Below are 16606 nucleotides of genomic sequence, written 5' to 3' on the forward strand. Positions count from 1 at the left end.
GGCACGCTGTTGGGTATCTGAAGGTACGGGCTATGCCTGTGTCTTCGGTTGCCGGCCCCAGTGAACTCGCCTGTATGGGTGGGGTGATGGGTGGCTGGTCGTTGTTTGAGAACTGCACAGTGGACGCGAGCATCTGTGGCCAAGTTTTTAAGGGCGCACGGTGGATGCCTTGGCACCAGGAACCGATGAAGGACGTGGGAGGCCACGATAGTCCCCGGGGAGCCGTCAACCAGGCTTTGATCCGGGGGTTTCCGAATGGGGAAACCCGGCAGTCGTCATGGGCTGTCACCCGCTGCTGAACACATAGGCAGTGTGGAGGGAACGAGGGGAAGTGAAACATCTCAGTACCCTCAGGAAGAGAAAACAACCGTGATTCCGGGAGTAGTGGCGAGCGAAACCGGATGAGGCCAAACCGTATGTGTGTGATACCCGGCAGGGGTTGCGCATGCGGGGTTGTGGGATTGCACTTCAACAGTCTGCCGGCTGTTGGGCAAGTCAGAAACCGTTGGTGTAGGCGAAGGACATGCGAAAGGTCCGGCGTAGAGGGTAAGACCCCCGTAGCTGAAACATCAACGGCTTGCTTGTGTGACTCCCAAGTAGCACGGGGCCCGAGAAATCCCGTGTGAATCTGGCGGGACCACCCGCTAAGCCTAAATATTCCCTGGTGACCGATAGCGGATAGTACCGTGAGGGAATGGTGAAAAGTACCGCGGGAGCGGAGTGAAATAGTACCTGAAACCGTGTGCCTACAAGCCGTGGGAGCGTCGCTGGCAGCACTTGTGCTGTCAGTCGTGACTGCGTGCCTTTTGAAGAATGAGCCTGCGAGTTAGCGGTGTGTAGCGAGGTTAACCCGTGTGGGGAAGCCGTAGCGAAAGCGAGTCCTAATAGGGCGTTTGAGTTGCACGCTCTAGACCCGAAGCGGAGTGATCTAGCCATGGGCAGGTTGAAGCGGCTGTAAGAGGTCGTGGAGGACCGAACCCACCAGGGTTGAAAACCTGGGGGATGACCTGTGGTTAGGGGTGAAAGGCCAATCAAACTCCGTGATAGCTGGTTCTCCCCGAAATGCATTTAGGTGCAGCGTCGTGTGTTTCTTGCCGGAGGTAGAGCACTGGATAGGCGATGGGCCCTACCGGGTTACTGACCTTAGCCAAACTCCGAATGCCGGTAAGTGAGAGCACGGCAGTGAGACTGTGGGGGATAAGCTCCATGGTCGAGAGGGAAACAGCCCAGAGCATCGACTAAGGCCCCTAAGCGTACGCTAAGTGGGAAAGGATGTGGAGTCGCAGAGACAACCAGGAGGTTGGCTTAGAAGCAGCCACCCTTGAAAGAGTGCGTAATAGCTCACTGGTCAAGTGATTCCGCGCCGACAATGTAGCGGGGCTCAAGCGTACCGCCGAAGTCGTGTCATTCATACACATAGGGCCAACGCCTGTATGGATGGGTAGGGGAGCGTCGTGTGCCGGGTGAAGCCGCGCCGGAAGGCAGTGGTGGACGGTTCACGAGTGAGAATGCAGGCATGAGTAGCGATACACACGTGAGAAACGTGTGCGCCGATTGACTAAGGGTTCCTGGGTCAAGCTGATCTGCCCAGGGTAAGTCGGGACCTAAGGCGAGGCCGACAGGCGTAGTCGATGGACAACCGGTTGATATTCCGGTACCCGCTTTGAAACGCCCAATACTGAGCCCATTAATGCTAAGGCCGTGAAGCCGCCCTGATCTCTTCGGAGTTGAGGGGAGTGGTGGAGCCGCTGAACCAAGGTGGTAGTAGGTAAGCGATGGGGTGACGCAGGAAGGTAGTCCAGCCCGGGCGGTGGTTGTCCCGGGGTAAGGGTGTAGGCCGTGTGATAGGCAAATCCGTCACACATTAAGGCTGAGACCTGATGCCGAGCCGATTGTGGTGAAGTGGATGATCCTATGCTGTCGAGAAAAGCCTCTAGCGAGTTTCATGGCGGCCCGTACCCTAAACCGACTCAGGTGGTCAGGTAGAGAATACCGAGGCGTTCGGGTGAACTATGGTTAAGGAACTCGGCAAAATGCCCCCGTAACTTCGGGAGAAGGGGGCCATCACTGGTGATTGGATTTACTCCATGAGCTGGGGGTGGCCGCAGAGACCAGCGAGAAGCGACTGTTTACTAAAAACACAGGTCCGTGCGAAGCCGTAAGGCGATGTATACGGACTGACGCCTGCCCGGTGCTGGAACGTTAAGGGGACCGGTTAGTGCGCTTTCGGGCGTGCGAAGCTGAGAACTTAAGCGCCAGTAAACGGCGGTGGTAACTATAACCATCCTAAGGTAGCGAAATTCCTTGTCGGGTAAGTTCCGACCTGCACGAATGGCGTAACGACTTCTCGACTGTCTCAACCATAGGCCCGGTGAAATTGCACTACGAGTAAAGATGCTCGTTTCGCGCAGAAGGACGGAAAGACCCCGGGACCTTTACTACAGTTTGATATTGGTGTTCGGTTCGGCTTGTGTAGGATAGGTGGGAGACTTTGAAGCGGCCACGCCAGTGGTTGTGGAGTCGCCGTTGAAATACCACTCTGGTCGTGCTGGATGTCTAACCTCGGTCCGTGATCCGGATCAGGGACAGTGTCTGATGGGTAGTTTAACTGGGGCGGTTGCCTCCTAAAGAGTAACGGAGGCGCCCAAAGGTTCCCTCAGCCTGGTTGGCAATCAGGTGTTGAGTGTAAGTGCACAAGGGAGCTTGACTGTGAGACCGACGGGTCGAGCAGGGACGAAAGTCGGGACTAGTGATCCGGCGGTGGCTTGTGGAAGCGCCGTCGCTCAACGGATAAAAGGTACCCCGGGGATAACAGGCTGATCTTCCCCAAGAGTCCATATCGACGGGATGGTTTGGCACCTCGATGTCGGCTCGTCGCATCCTGGGGCTGGAGTCGGTCCCAAGGGTTGGGCTGTTCGCCCATTAAAGCGGTACGCGAGCTGGGTTTAGAACGTCGTGAGACAGTTCGGTCCCTATCCTCTGTGCGCGTAGGAATATTGAGAAGGGCTGTCCCTAGTACGAGAGGACCGGGACGGACGAACCTCTGGTGTGCCAGTTGTCCTGCCAAGGGCATGGCTGGTTGGCTACGTTCGGAAAGGATAACCGCTGAAAGCATCTAAGCGGGAAGCCTGCTTCGAGATGAGTATTCCCACCTCCTTGAGAGGTTAAGGCTCCCAGTAGACGACTGGGTTGATAGGCCAGATGTGGAAGCCCGGTAACGGGTGGAGCTGACTGGTACTAATAGGCCGAGGGCTTGTCCTCAGTTGCTCGCGTCCACTGTGTAGTTCCCAGACCACGAACAGTCGTGCCTGCGGAACAAAGTTTCACTGCTTAATTCTTAATTGAAGAGTGTGCTTGTTCGCTAGAGCCCAAATAGGGTTTCGGTGGTCATAGCGTTAGGGAAACGCCCGGTTACATTCCGAACCCGGAAGCTAAGCCTTTCAGCGCCGATGGTACTGCAGGGGGGACCCTGTGGGAGAGTAGGACACCGCCGAACAATCTTTGAAGGACCTTTGGTCCCAGCGTTCATGCTGGGACCAAAGGTCCTTTTTTTATTTCCCGAAGCGCGTCGGACGTCCGGCTGCGTGAGAATGACTGCGGTACCCGAAGACAGGAGTCACACCGATGTCCACCAACTCCCCCGACGACCGTCCGGAGCGCGAGCCGCGTCGCCGGGACGGCGGTGACCAGGGCGGGTTCCGCGGTGGTCGTGACGACCGTCCGAGTACTCCGCGCCGGGACAACGACCGTGGTGGCTTCCGCCGTGACGATCGTCCGAGCACGCCGCGTCGTGAAGACGACCGCGGTGGCTTCCGCCGTGATGACCGTGGCGGCCGGCCCAGCAGCAGTGGTGGCGGCGGTTACCGCGGTGGGCAGCGTGACGACCGTGGCAGTGACCGCGGTGGTTTCCGTCGCGATGACAGCCGTGGTGACAGCCGTGGCGGCGGGTTCCGTGGTGGTCGTGACGACCGTCCGAGCACTCCGCGCCGTGATGACGACCGCGGTGGACGTCCCAGCGGCGGCGGGTTCGCCCGGCGCGACGACCGTCCGCCCTTCCGCCGTGACGACCGTTCAGGCGGCCCCCGCCGAGACGACCGGCGCGACGACCGTGGTGGACGTCCCAGCGGTGGCGGCTTCGAGCGCCGTGACGACCGTTCAGGCGGCCCCCGCCGAGACGATCGACGCGACGACCGTGGCGGACGCCCCAGCAGCGCCGGGGGCGGCGGCTTCCGTGGTGGTCGTGACGATCGTCCGAGCACGCCGCGTCGTGAAGACGACCGCGGTGGCTTCCGCCGTGATGACCGTGGCGGCCGGCCCAGCAGCAGTGGTGGCGGCGGTTACCGCGGTGGGCAGCGTGACGACCGTGGCAGTGACCGCGGTGGTTTCCGTCGCGATGACAGCCGTGGTGACAGCCGTGGCGGCGGGTTCCGTGGTGGTCGTGACGACCGTCCGAGCACTCCGCGCCGTGATGACGACCGTGGTGGACGTCCCAGCGGCGGCGGGTTCGCCCGGCGCGACGACCGTCCGCCCTTCCGCCGTGACGACCGTTCAGGCGGCCCCCGCCGAGACGATCGACGCGACGACCGTGGTGGACGTCCCAGCGGTGGCGGCTTCGAGCGCCGTGACGACCGTTCAGGCGGCCCCCGCCGCGACGACCGTGGCGGACGCCCCAGCAGCGCCGGGGGCGGCGGCTTCCGTGGTGGTCGTGACGACCGTCCGAGCACGCCGCGCCGTGAAGACGACCGCGGCGGCTTCCGCCGTGACGACCGTCCGAGCACGCCGCGCCGTGAAGACGACCGCGGCGGCTTCCGCCGTGACGACCGCCCGAGCAGCCCGCGCCGGGACGACGACCGCGGTGGTCGGCCCAGCAGTGGTGGCGGCGGTTACCGCGGTGGGCAGCGTGACGACCGCGGTGGTTACCGCGGTGGACAGCGTGACGACCGCGCCGGCGGCTATCGCGGTGGGCAGCGTGACGAGCGCGGCGGTGGCTTCCAGCGGGACGACCGCGACCGTGAGCGTGAGCCCGTCAAGCGGCTGCCGATCCCGGACGACGTCACTGGTCAGGAGATCGACAAGGATGTGCGGCAGGAGCTGATGAGCCTGCCGAAGACCCTCGCCGAGGACGTCGCCAAGAACCTGGTGATGGTGGCCCGGCTGATCGACGAGGACCCGGACGAGGCGTACGAGTACTCGCGTATCGCACTGCGTCTGGCCTCGCGAGTGGCCGCCGTGCGCGAGGCTGCGGGCTTCGCCGCGTACGCCACGCAGAAGTACACGGAAGCCCTCGCAGAGTTCCGTGCGACGCGCCGGATGACCGGCACCGTCGACCTGTGGCCCGTGATGGCCGACTGCGAGCGTGGACTGGGACGCCCCGAGCGCGCCATGGCCATGGCAGGCGAGCCCGAGGTGCAGAAGCTCGACAAGGCCGGCCAGGTCGAGATGCGTCTGGTCGCGGCCGGTGCACGGCGTGACATGGGGCAGATCGACGCGGCCATCGTCACGCTGCAGAGCCCGGAGCTGGCGTCGAACTCCGTACAGCCGTGGACCGCTCGGCTGCGATATGCCTACGCCGACGCGCTGCTGGCGGCCGGGCGTCAGGACGAGGCCCGCGAGTGGTTCGCCAAGACCATCGAGTCCGACAAGGACGGTTCGACCGATGCCTCCGACCGGCTCGCTGAGTTGGAAGGCGTGGAGTTCGTCGATGTCGAGCACGAGTCGATCGACGAGTCCGGCGACGAGCCGCACGACGACTCCGCTCACCACGAGCCGCAGGAGCCGCACGGGCAGCACGAGGTCCCTGACGCGGACGGCGACGCCGACGACCAGGGCGACGACCGGCACTGAAACCGCGTCCGGGTGACCGGACGAGGGTGACAACGCGAAGAGGGTGGCAGCCCCGGAATTCACTCCGGGGCTGCCACCCTCTTCGCATATCGGTTCAGTCGTTGCCGAGGCTGCGCAGCACCAGTCCGGTGGCCGGTTTCGGCCCGAACGAGGTCGACTTGCGGGGCATGGTCACCCCCAGCCTGGCGAGGTCCAGCACGACCTCCTCACGTACCGGATGCATCAGAACGGCTGTGGCTCCCCTGCGTTCCGCCTGCTCGACGGCCGCATCAGCGGTATGGATGTACATGATGTGGTCAGGGGTGTCCGGGATCCGCCAGACCTCGTCGAGCAGTGCGTGATGGAGCACCGTCGCGTCCAGGGTGCGCCAGGCCGGCGGCCGGCTGGTGGGGACGGTACGCGCCAGCAGACCCTCGTCCGGCCGGTCGATGAGATGGAACCGCCCGTCTCCCGCCAGCAGAAAGGCGTTTCCGTCGGCCCCGGCAGCGGCCAGGGCGGCCAGGGCAGGCGCGAGACCCTCGATCGTACGGACGCGGAAGAGGCCTTCCACCGCGGCGAGCGCGTCGGCCACCGGGAGCCGGTGCAGCAGCCGGTGGATCGCCCGCACCTCGAGCGGATGACGCACCGTGTCGACGAGCAGCACCAGGCCGTGGCTCCAGGGGCCCGGTCCGGGGTGCTCGGTGTGCAGCCGGAGATAGGTCGCCCAGCGGTGGTGCCCGTCGGCGATCAGCGCCTGGTGACGGGCGAGGTCGGACTGGGCCTCGGCGATCTCCCCGGCATCGGTGAGCGACCAGAGGCGGTGCCTGAAACCGTCCTCGGTGGTCGTCGCGAGCAGCGGCGGACGTGAGACGGCACGCTCGATGACGGCCGCGGCCCCGCCGTCCCCAACCGCCCCCGGCATGCCGGCGCCGGCCGAAGCCGCGTCCACCGTGCCTGCTGCGGCATCCACCGGGGCCGGACCGCCGTCGCCGCGGTAGGTCAGCAGCAGCGGCTCGAAGTTGGCGGCAGTCGCCCGCATCAGCGCCGCCCGGTCCTCGACGATGTCCGGCATCACGTCCTCATGCGGGAGGACCACGCCGTCCTCGGGGCGGGACAGCTTCAGTGCGCCGATCAGACCGCGCTGAAGCAGCGTGCCCCTGCGCTGCTCGTAGACATACAGGGCGGGTTCGGGATCGTGGGCGAGAACGCCCTCCGCGAGCCAGCGGGACAGCGTGGCCGCGGACTGCTCATGCCGGGCGGCAGCGGTACCGGCCTGCGGCAGGATCAACCGCACGATGTTGTGCGGGTCGGCCGATTCCAGGTGCTGGAGCCCGTCGGGCCTCACCACCACGTCGTACGGCGGAGAGGTGACGGCCGCGAGGCTGCCCACCTGCTCGGGGACGTAGCGCAGCCCGCGGAAAGGGAGCAGCTGCAATCCGGTGTCCGCATGCTGACCACTTGTGCTCATTGGTGCATGGTAAGTGGGGCTCGGGTATGCGGGATGATCGGGGGAGGAACCCATGGTGAGGAGTGCGATGAGCCGGCAGAGCAGAACCAGGCCCGACAGCAGTACGACGGCGCTGAACGAGGCGTACGACACCGCTCTGCTCGACCTGGACGGCGTGGTGTACGCGGGAGGTGAGGCGATCGCTCACGCCGTCGCCTCGCTCGGCACGGCACGGGACGGCGGGATGCACCTCGCCTATGTCACCAACAACGCGCTGCGGACACCGGAAGCCGTGGCACGCCACCTGACCGAGCTCGGAGTTCCCGCGGACGGCACCGACGTCATCACATCGGCGCAGGCGGTCTCCCGGCTGATCGCCGATCAGGTTCCGCGCGGCGCGAGGGTGCTGGTCATCGGCGGGGAGGGGCTGAAGGCCGCACTGCGCGAGCGTGGCCTCGAGCCGGTGGATTCCGCCGACGACGACCCCGCGGCCGTGGCGCAGGGCTACGGCGGACCCGAGCTGGCCTGGGCGCGGTTCGCCGAGGCCGCGTACGCGATCAACAGCGGGGTGCCGTGGTTCGCCTCCAACACCGACCTGACCATCCCCAGCGCCCGGGGGATCGCGCCCGGTAACGGGGCTGCCGTGGAGGTCGTACGGATCGCCACCGGCGCCGAGCCGCAGGTGGCAGGGAAACCACTGCCTCCGATGCACAGGGAGACCGTGCTGCGGACCGGGGCCGAGCGGCCGCTGGTGGTCGGGGACCGTCTTGACACCGACATCGAGGGTGCCTTCAACGGAGGTGTGGACTCGCTGCTGGTGCTGACCGGCGTGACGGACGGGGCGCAGCTGCTCGCCGCGAAACCCGAACACCGGCCGGTCTATGTGGACGCGGATCTGCGCGGACTGCTGACGGGGCAGCCCGAAGTGACCGACAGGGACGGCGGATTCGGGTGCGGCGGCTGGACCGCGTTCGTCCGGGAGGGAGAGCTGGCCCTGGAGGGCGACGGTCAGCCACTGGACGGGCTGCGCGCCCTCTGTGCCGCGGCCTGGACGGACGCGGGGGACGGTACCTGCGAACGGGACGCCGGGAAGGCACTTTCCCGGCTGGACCTCTGAGGCACTCCGAAGCCATCGAGGCCCACCGGGGTTCGGTCTGCCAGGGTAGGCTAACCTAACCGGGTGTTGGTCGACAGTCCTCCCCGACAGAGCGCGGATCCTGCCCCCGCGCCCCTCAAGCGTTCGCTGCCGCGCGCCGCCGGGCTGCTGCTGGCCCTTGCGGTGCTGCTGCTCGTCGCCGTCGCGAGCATCGCGATCGGCGCCAAGGCGGTGCCGCTGAGCGAGGTGTGGCACGGGCTGGCGCACGGCTCGGGCAGCGCGGACGATGTTCTCATCCGTGAGGTGCGGCTGCCGCGCACGGTGCTCGGCCTGCTCGTAGGAGCAGCGCTGGGGGTCGCCGGAGCGGTGATGCAGGCGCTCACCCGCAACCCGCTGGCCGAGCCCGGCGTTCTCGGCGTCAACGCGGGGGCGTCCGCTGCGGTGGTCTCCGCCATCAGCTTCCTCGGGATCACATCGCTCACCGCCTACGTGTGGTTCGCGTTCGCCGGGGCCGCCGTGGTCTCGGTGGTCGTCTACGCGCTCAGCGGTGGACGCAGCGCGAATCCGGTGCGGCTCGCGCTCGCGGGCACGGCGGTCACCTTCGCGATGTTCGGGTATGTCAACGCCGTACAGCTGCTGGACTCGGCCGCGCTGGACAAACTGCGCTTCTGGACCGTCGGTTCGCTGGCCTCGGCCACCGGGGCCACCGTCTCCCAGGTGTGGCCGTTCATCGCGGTGGGGCTCGCCGTGTCGATGCTGATCGGCAGGCCGCTGAACGCGATGGCGATGGGCGACGACACCGCGAGGGCCCTGGGCGCCCATCTGACCCGTACCCGGGTGCTGGCGATGATCGCCGTCACGCTGCTCTGCGGGGCCGCGACCGCGGCGTGCGGCCCGATCGTCTTCATCGGGCTGATGGTGCCGCACATCGTCCGGGCCTTCACCGGTCCTGATATGCGCTGGACCCTGCCGTACGCCGCGGTGCTCTCACCGGTCCTGCTGCTCGGCGCCGATGTGGTGGGCCGGGTCGTGGCCCGCCCCGCCGAACTCCAGGTGGGCATTGTGACCGCGCTCATCGGAGGGCCCGTCTTCATCTTTCTCGTACGCCGCCGGAGGATGGCCCAGCTGTGAAAGTGATGCATGCGATACGCACCCCCGGCGGGCTCTCCCTGCGGGTGGACATCAGGGCCGTGGTCGTCGCGCTGCTGCTGGCGGTGGTCGCGCTGGCGAGCGGTGTCGTCCTCATCGGGAGCGGTGACTATCCGATCGCGCCCGGCGATGTGGTCCGCACCCTCTTCGGCGGAGGCACCGCCGGGCAGGAGTTCATCGTCAACGACCTGCGGCTGCCGAGAGCCCTTGTGGGGCTGTTCGTCGGAGCGGCGCTCGGTATCGGGGGCGCGGTCTTCCAGTCCATCTCCCGCAATCCGCTGGGCAGTCCGGACGTGATCGGCTTCGGGCAGGGAGCGAGTGTCGGGGCGCTGACGGTGATCGTGCTCTTCCACGGAGGAGCCACCGCCGTGGCCGGCGGCGCCGTCGTGGGAGGTCTGGTGACCGGTGTCGCGGTGTACACCCTCGCGTGGAAGCGCGGGGTGCACGGCTACCGGCTGGTGCTGGTGGGTATCGGCGCGGCCGCGATGCTCACCGCGTGCAACAGCTATCTCCTCACCAAGGCCGATCTTGTCGACGCCACCCGCGCCGTGGTCTGGATGACAGGTTCGCTCGACGGACGCGACTGGGGCCAGTTCCGGCCACTGCTGGTGACCTGCGTGGTCCTGGTACCGGTGGTTCTCGGATACGGCCGCAATCTGCGAATGCTGGACATGGGAGACGACGCGGCCCACGCCCTGGGAGTGCGGGTCGAGCGGACCCGGCTGCTGCTGGTGCTCGCCGCGGTGCTGCTCACCGCGGTGGCCACCGCCGCCGCAGGGCCGATCGCCTTCGTGGCGTTGAGCGCGCCCCAGCTGGCCCGCAGGCTCACCCGTTCGCCGGGCGCCAACCTCCTCCCCTCGGCGTTCATGGGGGCCACCCTGCTGCTCGTCGCCGACTGGATCGCCCAGCGGGCCTTCGGCGACCGGCAGTTGCCGGTGGGAGTGGTGACCGGCGTGATCGGTGGCTGCTACCTGCTGTGGCTGCTGGTCTCCGAACGCAAGGCAGGACGGATCTGATGACTTCCAGGAGCACGGCCATGCAGCGACTCACCGCCGAATCGGTCACCCTCGGCTATGAGCAGCGGATCATCGCGGAGAACCTCTCGGTGGAGATCCCCGATCATTCCTTCACCGTCATCGTCGGCCCCAATGCCTGCGGCAAGTCGACTCTGCTGCGTGCCCTCTCCCGCATGCTGAAGCCCTCGCAGGGGCGGGTGCTCCTCGACGGACACACGATCGGATCCATGCCGGCCAAGAAGGTCGCCAGGACCCTGGGGCTGCTTCCGCAGTCCTCGATCGCGCCGGACGGGATCACGGTCGCCGATCTGGTGGCACGCGGCCGGTACCCGCACCAGGGTCTGCTGCGCCAGTGGTCACCGCAGGACGAACAGGTCGTCCAGGAGTCGATGGCCGCCACCCGGGTCGGTGAGCTGGCTGATCGCTTTGTCGACGAACTCTCCGGCGGACAGCGCCAGCGTGTCTGGATCGCCATGGCGCTGGCCCAGCAGACACCCCTGCTGCTGCTCGACGAACCGACGACCTTCCTCGACATCCAGCACCAGATCGACGTGCTGGATCTCTGTGCGGAACTGCACGAGACCCAGGGGCGCACCCTGGTGGCCGTACTGCACGACCTGAACCACGCCGCTCGCTACGCCACCCATCTCATCGCGATGCACGACGGCCGTATCGTCGCCGAGGGCCCGCCCGGACAGGTGGTCACCGCCGAACTCGTGGAACGGGTCTTCGGCATGAGCTGCCAGATCATCGACGACCCCCAGACGGGTACACCGCTGGTGATCCCCGCGGCGCGGAAGGCCCGGGTGCGTACCGCCGGGGCTACAGAAGTGTCCTGAGGCGCAGCAGATCGCGGAATCCCGCTTCCAGACTCACCCGGCCCGAGGCCCAGGCCTTGGCGAAGTTCAGCTCTCCCGCCACCAGGGCCAGCAGATCGTCGCCCTTCATGGCGAGCCGGATCTCCGCCTTGTCCTGTGGCGGGCCCGGCAGCGTGTCCAGCACCTGGATCCGGCCGTCCACCAGACGTCCGGTGAACGTGATATCGAGATCGGTGATGCGGCAGCTCAGCGAACGGTCGAGTGCCGCCGCGCTGCGCACCTCGCTGTTCGCCTGTGCCATGTTGTCCGAGAGCCTGTCGAGGGCACTGCGGCACTCTTCTGTCGTCGCCATCGTGATCGACGGTACCGCAGCCCTTCGCGGTAGCGTCTGGGCATGAGCGACTCGACGCCGGAGCCCTCCGGCCCGCAGCCCGGGCCGGCCACCGGTGCGGTGCACGACCCGGCCGCGCCCGCCCCCCTGGGCCTGACGCGTACCCCCACCGGTGACGACGGGATCGACCTGGTGCTCGAACGGCTGGGCGACGCCGACCACCTCGCCGCCGACGGGCACATCGAGGTGTACGAGGATGTACACCGGGGGCTGCGTGAGGCGCTGGACGCGCTCGACACGCCCCCGGGGCCGCCGGCCCCGGCCCCCGGCCCCCATCCGTACAACAGCAGGAGCTGAACCGAACGTGGCAGGAGTGGCACGCCGCCGCCTCGACGCCGAGCTGGTCCGCAGGAGCCTCGCCCGCTCGCGGGAGCACGCGAGCCAGCTGATCGCCGCGGGGCGGGTGACCGTCGGCGGCGCCACCGCGACGAAGGCGGCCACCCAGGTCGAGACCAGCGCGGCCGTGGTCGTGCGCAAGGACGACAGCGACCCCGACTACGTCTCGCGCGGGGGGCACAAGCTCGCGGGAGCCTTCGCGGCCTTCACACCGCTCGGGCTGCGGGTCGAGGGACGGCGGGCACTGGACGCCGGCGCCTCGACCGGTGGCTTCACCGACGTACTGCTGCGGTCGGGTGCCGCACAGGTCGTCGCGGTGGACGTCGGTTACGGGCAGCTCGCCTGGTCGCTGCAGAGCGACGACCGGGTCACCGTGAAGGACCGTACGAACGTACGTGAACTGACGCTCGAAGGGATCGGCGGAACGGCGGTCGACCTGGTCGTCGGAGACCTTTCGTTCATCGCGCTGGGACTGGTGCTGCCCGCTCTGGCCCGGTGCACCGGGCCGGACGCCGACCTGGTGCTGATGGTCAAACCCCAGTTCGAGATCGGCAAGGACAGGCTCGGCAGCGGCGGGGTTGTCCGCAGCCCGGAGCTCCGGGCGGAGACGGTGAGGACCGTGGCCGGGCAGGCCGCGGCCCTCGGTCTCGGCGTCCGCGGGGTCACGGCGAGCCCGCTCCCCGGCCCTTCGGGAAATGTCGAGTACTTTCTGTGGCTGCGGGCAGATGCGCCCGCGCTCGATCCGGCGGACGTGGACCGTGCAGTGGCGGAGGGGCCTCAGTGACAGACACAGCACCAGTTTCAGCGGAACCGGGCGCGGAACGCACCGTTTTCCTGTTGGCGCACACCGGACGGCCGGCCGCGATCCGGAGTGCGGAACGCGTGGTGGACGGGCTGCTGAAGTCCGGTATCGGCGTACGGGTGCTGGAGGCCGAGGCGGTGGATCTGCCCTTGCCCTCCGCGGTCGAACTGGCCCCGGAGGCGACACCCGCCTGCCTCGACGGCTGCGAACTGCTGGTGGTGCTCGGCGGGGACGGAACCCTGCTGCGCGGCGCGGAGTTCGCCCGGGCGTCCGGAGTGCCGATGCTCGGTGTCAACCTCGGGAGGGTCGGCTTCCTCGCCGAAGCCGAGCGGGATGACCTGGACAAGGTCGTGGACCGGGTGGTCTCCCGCTCGTACCAGGTCGAGGAACGCATGACCGTCGATGTCATCGTCCACAACAACGGCAGCATCGTGCACCGGGACTGGGCGCTCAACGAGGCCGCCGTCCAGAAGACCGAACCCGAGCGGATGCTGGAGGTCGTGCTCGAGATCGACGGGCGTCCGGTCACCGGTTTCGGCTGCGACGGCGTCGTCTGCGCCACTCCGACGGGGTCCACCGCGTACGCCTTCTCGGCGGGCGGCCCCGTGGTGTGGCCCGAGGTGGAGGCGCTGCTGATGGTCCCCATCGGAGCACACGCACTGTTCGCCAAGCCTCTGGTGACCTCACCGACATCGGTGCTCGCCGTCGAGGTGCAGCCGCACACTCCGCACGGGGTGCTGTGGTGCGACGGGCGCCGTTCGGTCGAGTTGCCGGCCGGTGCCCGGGTGGAGGTGCGGCGCGGTGCGGTGCCGGTACGGCTGGCCCGGCTGCATCACGCGTCCTTCACCGACCGGCTGGTGGCCAAGTTCGCACTCCCGGTGGCCGGATGGCGCGGGGCACCGAACTAGGCCCGGTTCCAGCAGTGCCGCTTGCCTTGCGCCACCGGCCGCTCGCGGTGGATTTTCCGGCTGCGCAGGTGTGCGGAGATCCCGGTTGCGGAGCGTGACGGTTCGGGGTCCGTCGCGCACCGGGCCCCGGACCTCGTAAGGTCGTGTCCGTGTTGGAGGAGATGCGGATACGGTCGCTCGGAGTCATCGACGACGCGGTGGTGGAGCTGTCACCCGGTTTCACCGCGGTGACCGGTGAGACCGGCGCGGGCAAGACCATGGTCGTGACCAGCTTGGGGCTGCTGCTGGGCGGGCGCGCCGACCCCGCCCTGGTGCGGCTCGGCGCCAAGTCGGCGGTCGTCGAGGGGCGGATCAGGATGCCCGCGGGCGCGGCCGCCACGCTACGGGCCGAGGAGGCCGGCGCCGAGCTGGACGACGGCGCCTTGCTCATCAGCCGGACGGTCTCCGCCGAAGGCCGTTCACGGGCGCACCTCGGCGGACGTTCGGTGCCGGTCGGACTCCTGGCGGAACTCGCCGACGAGCTCGTCGCCGTCCACGGGCAGACCGATCAGCAGGGGCTGCTGCGTCCCGCCAGACAGCGGCAGGCCCTGGACAGGTACGCCGGGGACGCGGTGGCCGTACCGCACGCCAAGTACTCCGCCGCCTACCGGCGGCTGCGCGCCGTTGTCGTGGAATTGGACGAGCTCACCACCCGGGCCCGCGAGCGGGCCCAGGAGGCAGACCTGCTGCGCTTCGGACTCGAGGAGGTCGCGGCTGTCGAGCCGCTGCCCGGCGAGGACACCGAACTCGCCGCAGAGGCCGAACGGCTGGGACACGCCGAGGCCCTGGCCTCCTCCGCCTCGCTCGCGCACACCGCGCTGGCCGGCAATCCGGAGGACCCGGAGAGCGTCGACGCGACCACGCTCGTCGCCGGAGCCGGCCGGGCGCTGGACACGGTGCGGTCCCATGATCCCGCGCTCGCCGCGCTCGCCGAACGCATCGGCGAGATCGGCATCCTGCTCGCCGACGTCTCGGGTGAGCTCGCTGGATACGCCGACAACCTCGACGCCGACCCGCTCCGGCTCTCCGCGGTCGAGGAGCGGCGGGCCGCGCTGACCCAGCTCACCCGCAAGTACGGCGCGGACATCGCCGCGGTGCTCGCCTGGACCGAAAAGAGCGCAGCGCGACTCACCGAGCTGGAGGGCGACGACGACCGGATCGGCGAACTGACGGAGGAGCGGGACGCGCTGCGGGCCGAACTCGCAGGTCTGGCACAGGCGCTCACCGACGCCCGCACCGAGGCCGCGGACCGGTTCGCCGGTGCGGTCACCGATGAGCTGGCCTCGCTCGCCATGCCGCACGCCCGGGTCTCGATCGACATCCGGCAGACCGAGGACCCGGAGGGCGTCGAGGTCGGCGGCCGGCTCGTCGCCTACGGCCCGCTCGGCGCCGACGAGGTGGAACTCCTGCTGGCACCCCATCCGGGGGCCGCGGCCCGGCCGATCTCCAAGGGCGCTTCGGGAGGTGAACTCTCGCGCGTCATGCTCGCCGTCGAGGTCGTCTTCGCCGGATCGGATCCCGTACCCACGTATCTCTTCGACGAGGTGGACGCCGGGGTGGGCGGCAAGGCGGCCGTGGAGGTCGGCCGCCGGCTGGCCAGGCTGGCCAGGACCGCCCAGGTCGTCGTCGTCACGCATCTTCCGCAGGTCGCCGCCTTCGCCGACCGGCAGCTCCTGGTGGAGAAGACCAACGACGGATCGGTGACGAGCAGCGGTGTCACGGTCCTCGAAGGTGAGGACCGGGTGCGCGAGCTGTCCCGGATGCTCGCGGGCCAGGAGGATTCGGAGACGGCCCGTGCACATGCCGAGGAACTGCTGGCGACAGCGCGGGCGGACGGGTGAGAAGGGCGCTCTCCCCGGCGCAGGAGCCCCGGCGGACGCCCCCTAGGGTGGCGGGATGAGCAGACACGGCGTCAGGACAGCCGCATTTCTCGCCGCCCTCGGCACGACCCGCACCGTCGCCGGCGTACTGCGCCGTCGCCCGCCGGGTGGTTCCTCGCCCTGGCAGCGCAAGAATTACGCCGGCCGTACCGTCGATCTCTTCGCCGGTCCGGCGGCCACCGCCGGCACCCTGCTCGGGGCCGCCGTGCTCCCCCCGCGCACCCGCCAGGCCGCCGCGCTCGCCGTACTGGCCGCGGGTGTGTGCGGGGGGTACGACGACATCGCGGGGGCGGGCGACACGCGCCGGGGGTTCGGGGCGCACCTTTCCGCGCTGCGTGAGGGCGAGGTCACCAGTGGCGCGGTGAAGCTGTTCGGTATCGGAGCAGCAGCTCTCGCCGCGGGCACCCTGCTCAAGGAGCGCCCGGTCGACCGGCTCCTCGCCGGGATCGTGGTGGCCGGCACCGCCCACCTCGTCAACCTGGTGGATGTGCGCCCGGGACGAGCCACCATCGGCGTGCTCGGACTCGCCGCCCCCGGTCTGCTGAGGCGTGGCCCCGCAGGGGTGGCTGCCGCTGTGCCGCTGGGGGCGGCGGCTGCCGTCGTCATCGACGACCTGGGGGAACAGACGATGATCGGGGACGCCGGCGCGCATGCGCTGGGCGCGGCTCTCGGCGTGGCGATCGTCGTGGGCAACGGCCGGGCCGGACTCGCAGCCCACGCGGCGGCACTGGTCACCGCCGCGGCGTACGGTGACAAGGTGAGCCGGGCGGCCGCGGGTTGAGCCACGGGCTCGCCCCGCCATCCGCTCACCCATGTGAGTGATACCCCTCGGCGCCGACCCGATCGCGCCGTGCCCCCGCCCCAGGGCAATGCCGGAACGCACGTGCGGACTGGCATCCTG

12 protein-coding genes, 2 rRNA genes and 1 pseudogene are annotated in these 16606 nt (G+C 68.4%); 13 read left to right on the top strand and 2 right to left on the bottom strand.

Annotated elements, in window-relative coordinates:
- Nucleotides 1-137: 137 nt before the first annotated feature.
- The 4 genes and pseudogenes from OHS16_RS25200 to OHS16_RS25215 all read left to right on the top strand — a co-directional run bounded on the left by OHS16_RS25200 (nucleotide 138) and on the right by OHS16_RS25215 (nucleotide 5844).
- Nucleotides 138-3261, top strand: a 23S ribosomal RNA gene (locus OHS16_RS25200).
- Nucleotides 3262-3379: 118 nt separating this feature from the next.
- Nucleotides 3380-3496: ribosomal RNA gene (gene rrf, locus OHS16_RS25205) — 5S ribosomal RNA — on the top strand.
- A gap of 587 nt (nucleotides 3497-4083) precedes the next feature.
- Nucleotides 4084-4680: pseudogene (locus OHS16_RS32170) on the top strand (tetratricopeptide repeat protein); the annotation flags it as partial.
- A 354-nt stretch (nucleotides 4681-5034) separates the two neighbouring features.
- On the top strand, nucleotides 5035-5844 hold the full coding sequence (locus tag OHS16_RS25215) for a hypothetical protein (protein ID WP_328540975.1): 810 nt from the start codon (nucleotides 5035-5037) through the stop codon (nucleotides 5842-5844).
- 94 nt (nucleotides 5845-5938) lie between these two features.
- Here OHS16_RS25215 and OHS16_RS25220 read toward each other — a convergent pair whose 3' ends face one another.
- On the bottom strand, nucleotides 5939-7291 hold the full coding sequence (locus tag OHS16_RS25220; protein ID WP_328539531.1) for a DUF1015 domain-containing protein: 1353 nt from the start codon (nucleotides 7289-7291) through the stop codon (nucleotides 5939-5941).
- Nucleotides 7292-7358: 67 nt separating this feature from the next.
- Here OHS16_RS25220 and OHS16_RS25225 point away from each other — a divergent pair, with 67 nt between their 5' ends.
- From OHS16_RS25225 to OHS16_RS25240, 4 genes are all read left to right on the top strand, one after another.
- Complete coding sequence (locus OHS16_RS25225; RefSeq protein WP_328539532.1) at nucleotides 7359-8387, top strand: HAD-IIA family hydrolase; 1029 nt, start codon at nucleotides 7359-7361, stop codon at nucleotides 8385-8387.
- Between the two features lie 66 nt (nucleotides 8388-8453).
- Nucleotides 8454-9497 carry a FecCD family ABC transporter permease gene (locus tag OHS16_RS25230; protein WP_443042791.1) on the top strand — a complete coding sequence of 348 codons (1044 nt, stop codon included), beginning with the start codon at nucleotides 8454-8456 and terminating at the stop codon, nucleotides 9495-9497.
- A gap of 5 nt (nucleotides 9498-9502) precedes the next feature.
- A complete protein-coding gene (locus OHS16_RS25235) occupies nucleotides 9503-10531 on the top strand; it encodes a FecCD family ABC transporter permease (RefSeq protein ID WP_328540977.1) in 1029 nt (342 codons plus the stop codon).
- Nucleotides 10532-10551: 20 nt separating this feature from the next.
- The gene (locus OHS16_RS25240) at nucleotides 10552-11370 is read left to right on the top strand and encodes an ABC transporter ATP-binding protein (RefSeq protein WP_328539533.1); all 819 of its coding nucleotides are present in this window, start codon (nucleotides 10552-10554) and stop codon (nucleotides 11368-11370) included.
- On the opposite strand, the gene OHS16_RS25245 is transcribed toward OHS16_RS25240, so the two are convergent.
- Complete coding sequence (locus OHS16_RS25245) at nucleotides 11354-11701, bottom strand: SCP2 sterol-binding domain-containing protein (RefSeq protein ID WP_328539534.1); 348 nt, start codon at nucleotides 11699-11701, stop codon at nucleotides 11354-11356. The two genes, OHS16_RS25240 and OHS16_RS25245, sit on opposite strands and share 17 nt — an antisense overlap.
- A 42-nt stretch (nucleotides 11702-11743) precedes the next feature.
- Between OHS16_RS25245 and OHS16_RS25250 the strand changes: the two genes are divergently transcribed.
- The 5 genes from OHS16_RS25250 to OHS16_RS25270 all read left to right on the top strand — a co-directional run bounded on the left by OHS16_RS25250 (nucleotide 11744) and on the right by OHS16_RS25270 (nucleotide 16486).
- On the top strand, nucleotides 11744-12037 hold the full coding sequence (locus OHS16_RS25250) for a hypothetical protein (RefSeq protein ID WP_328539535.1): 294 nt from the start codon (nucleotides 11744-11746) through the stop codon (nucleotides 12035-12037).
- 7 nt (nucleotides 12038-12044) lie between these two features.
- The gene (locus tag OHS16_RS25255) at nucleotides 12045-12860 is read left to right on the top strand and encodes a TlyA family RNA methyltransferase (RefSeq protein ID WP_328539536.1); all 816 of its coding nucleotides are present in this window, start codon (nucleotides 12045-12047) and stop codon (nucleotides 12858-12860) included.
- Entirely contained in the window at nucleotides 12857-13786 is a 930-nt protein-coding gene (locus OHS16_RS25260) for an NAD kinase (protein ID WP_328539537.1), read from the top strand. Before OHS16_RS25255 ends, OHS16_RS25260 begins: the two co-directional genes overlap by 4 nt.
- A 143-nt stretch (nucleotides 13787-13929) precedes the next feature.
- The gene (gene recN, locus OHS16_RS25265) at nucleotides 13930-15666 is read left to right on the top strand and encodes a DNA repair protein RecN (protein WP_328539538.1); all 1737 of its coding nucleotides are present in this window, start codon (nucleotides 13930-13932) and stop codon (nucleotides 15664-15666) included.
- 55 nt (nucleotides 15667-15721) lie between these two features.
- Complete coding sequence (locus OHS16_RS25270; RefSeq protein ID WP_328539539.1) at nucleotides 15722-16486, top strand: hypothetical protein; 765 nt, start codon at nucleotides 15722-15724, stop codon at nucleotides 16484-16486.
- The last annotated feature ends 120 nt before the right edge of the window (nucleotides 16487-16606 follow it).

The organism is Streptomyces sp. NBC_00344, assembly GCF_036088315.1.
Lineage (GTDB): Bacteria > Actinomycetota > Actinomycetes > Streptomycetales > Streptomycetaceae > Streptomyces.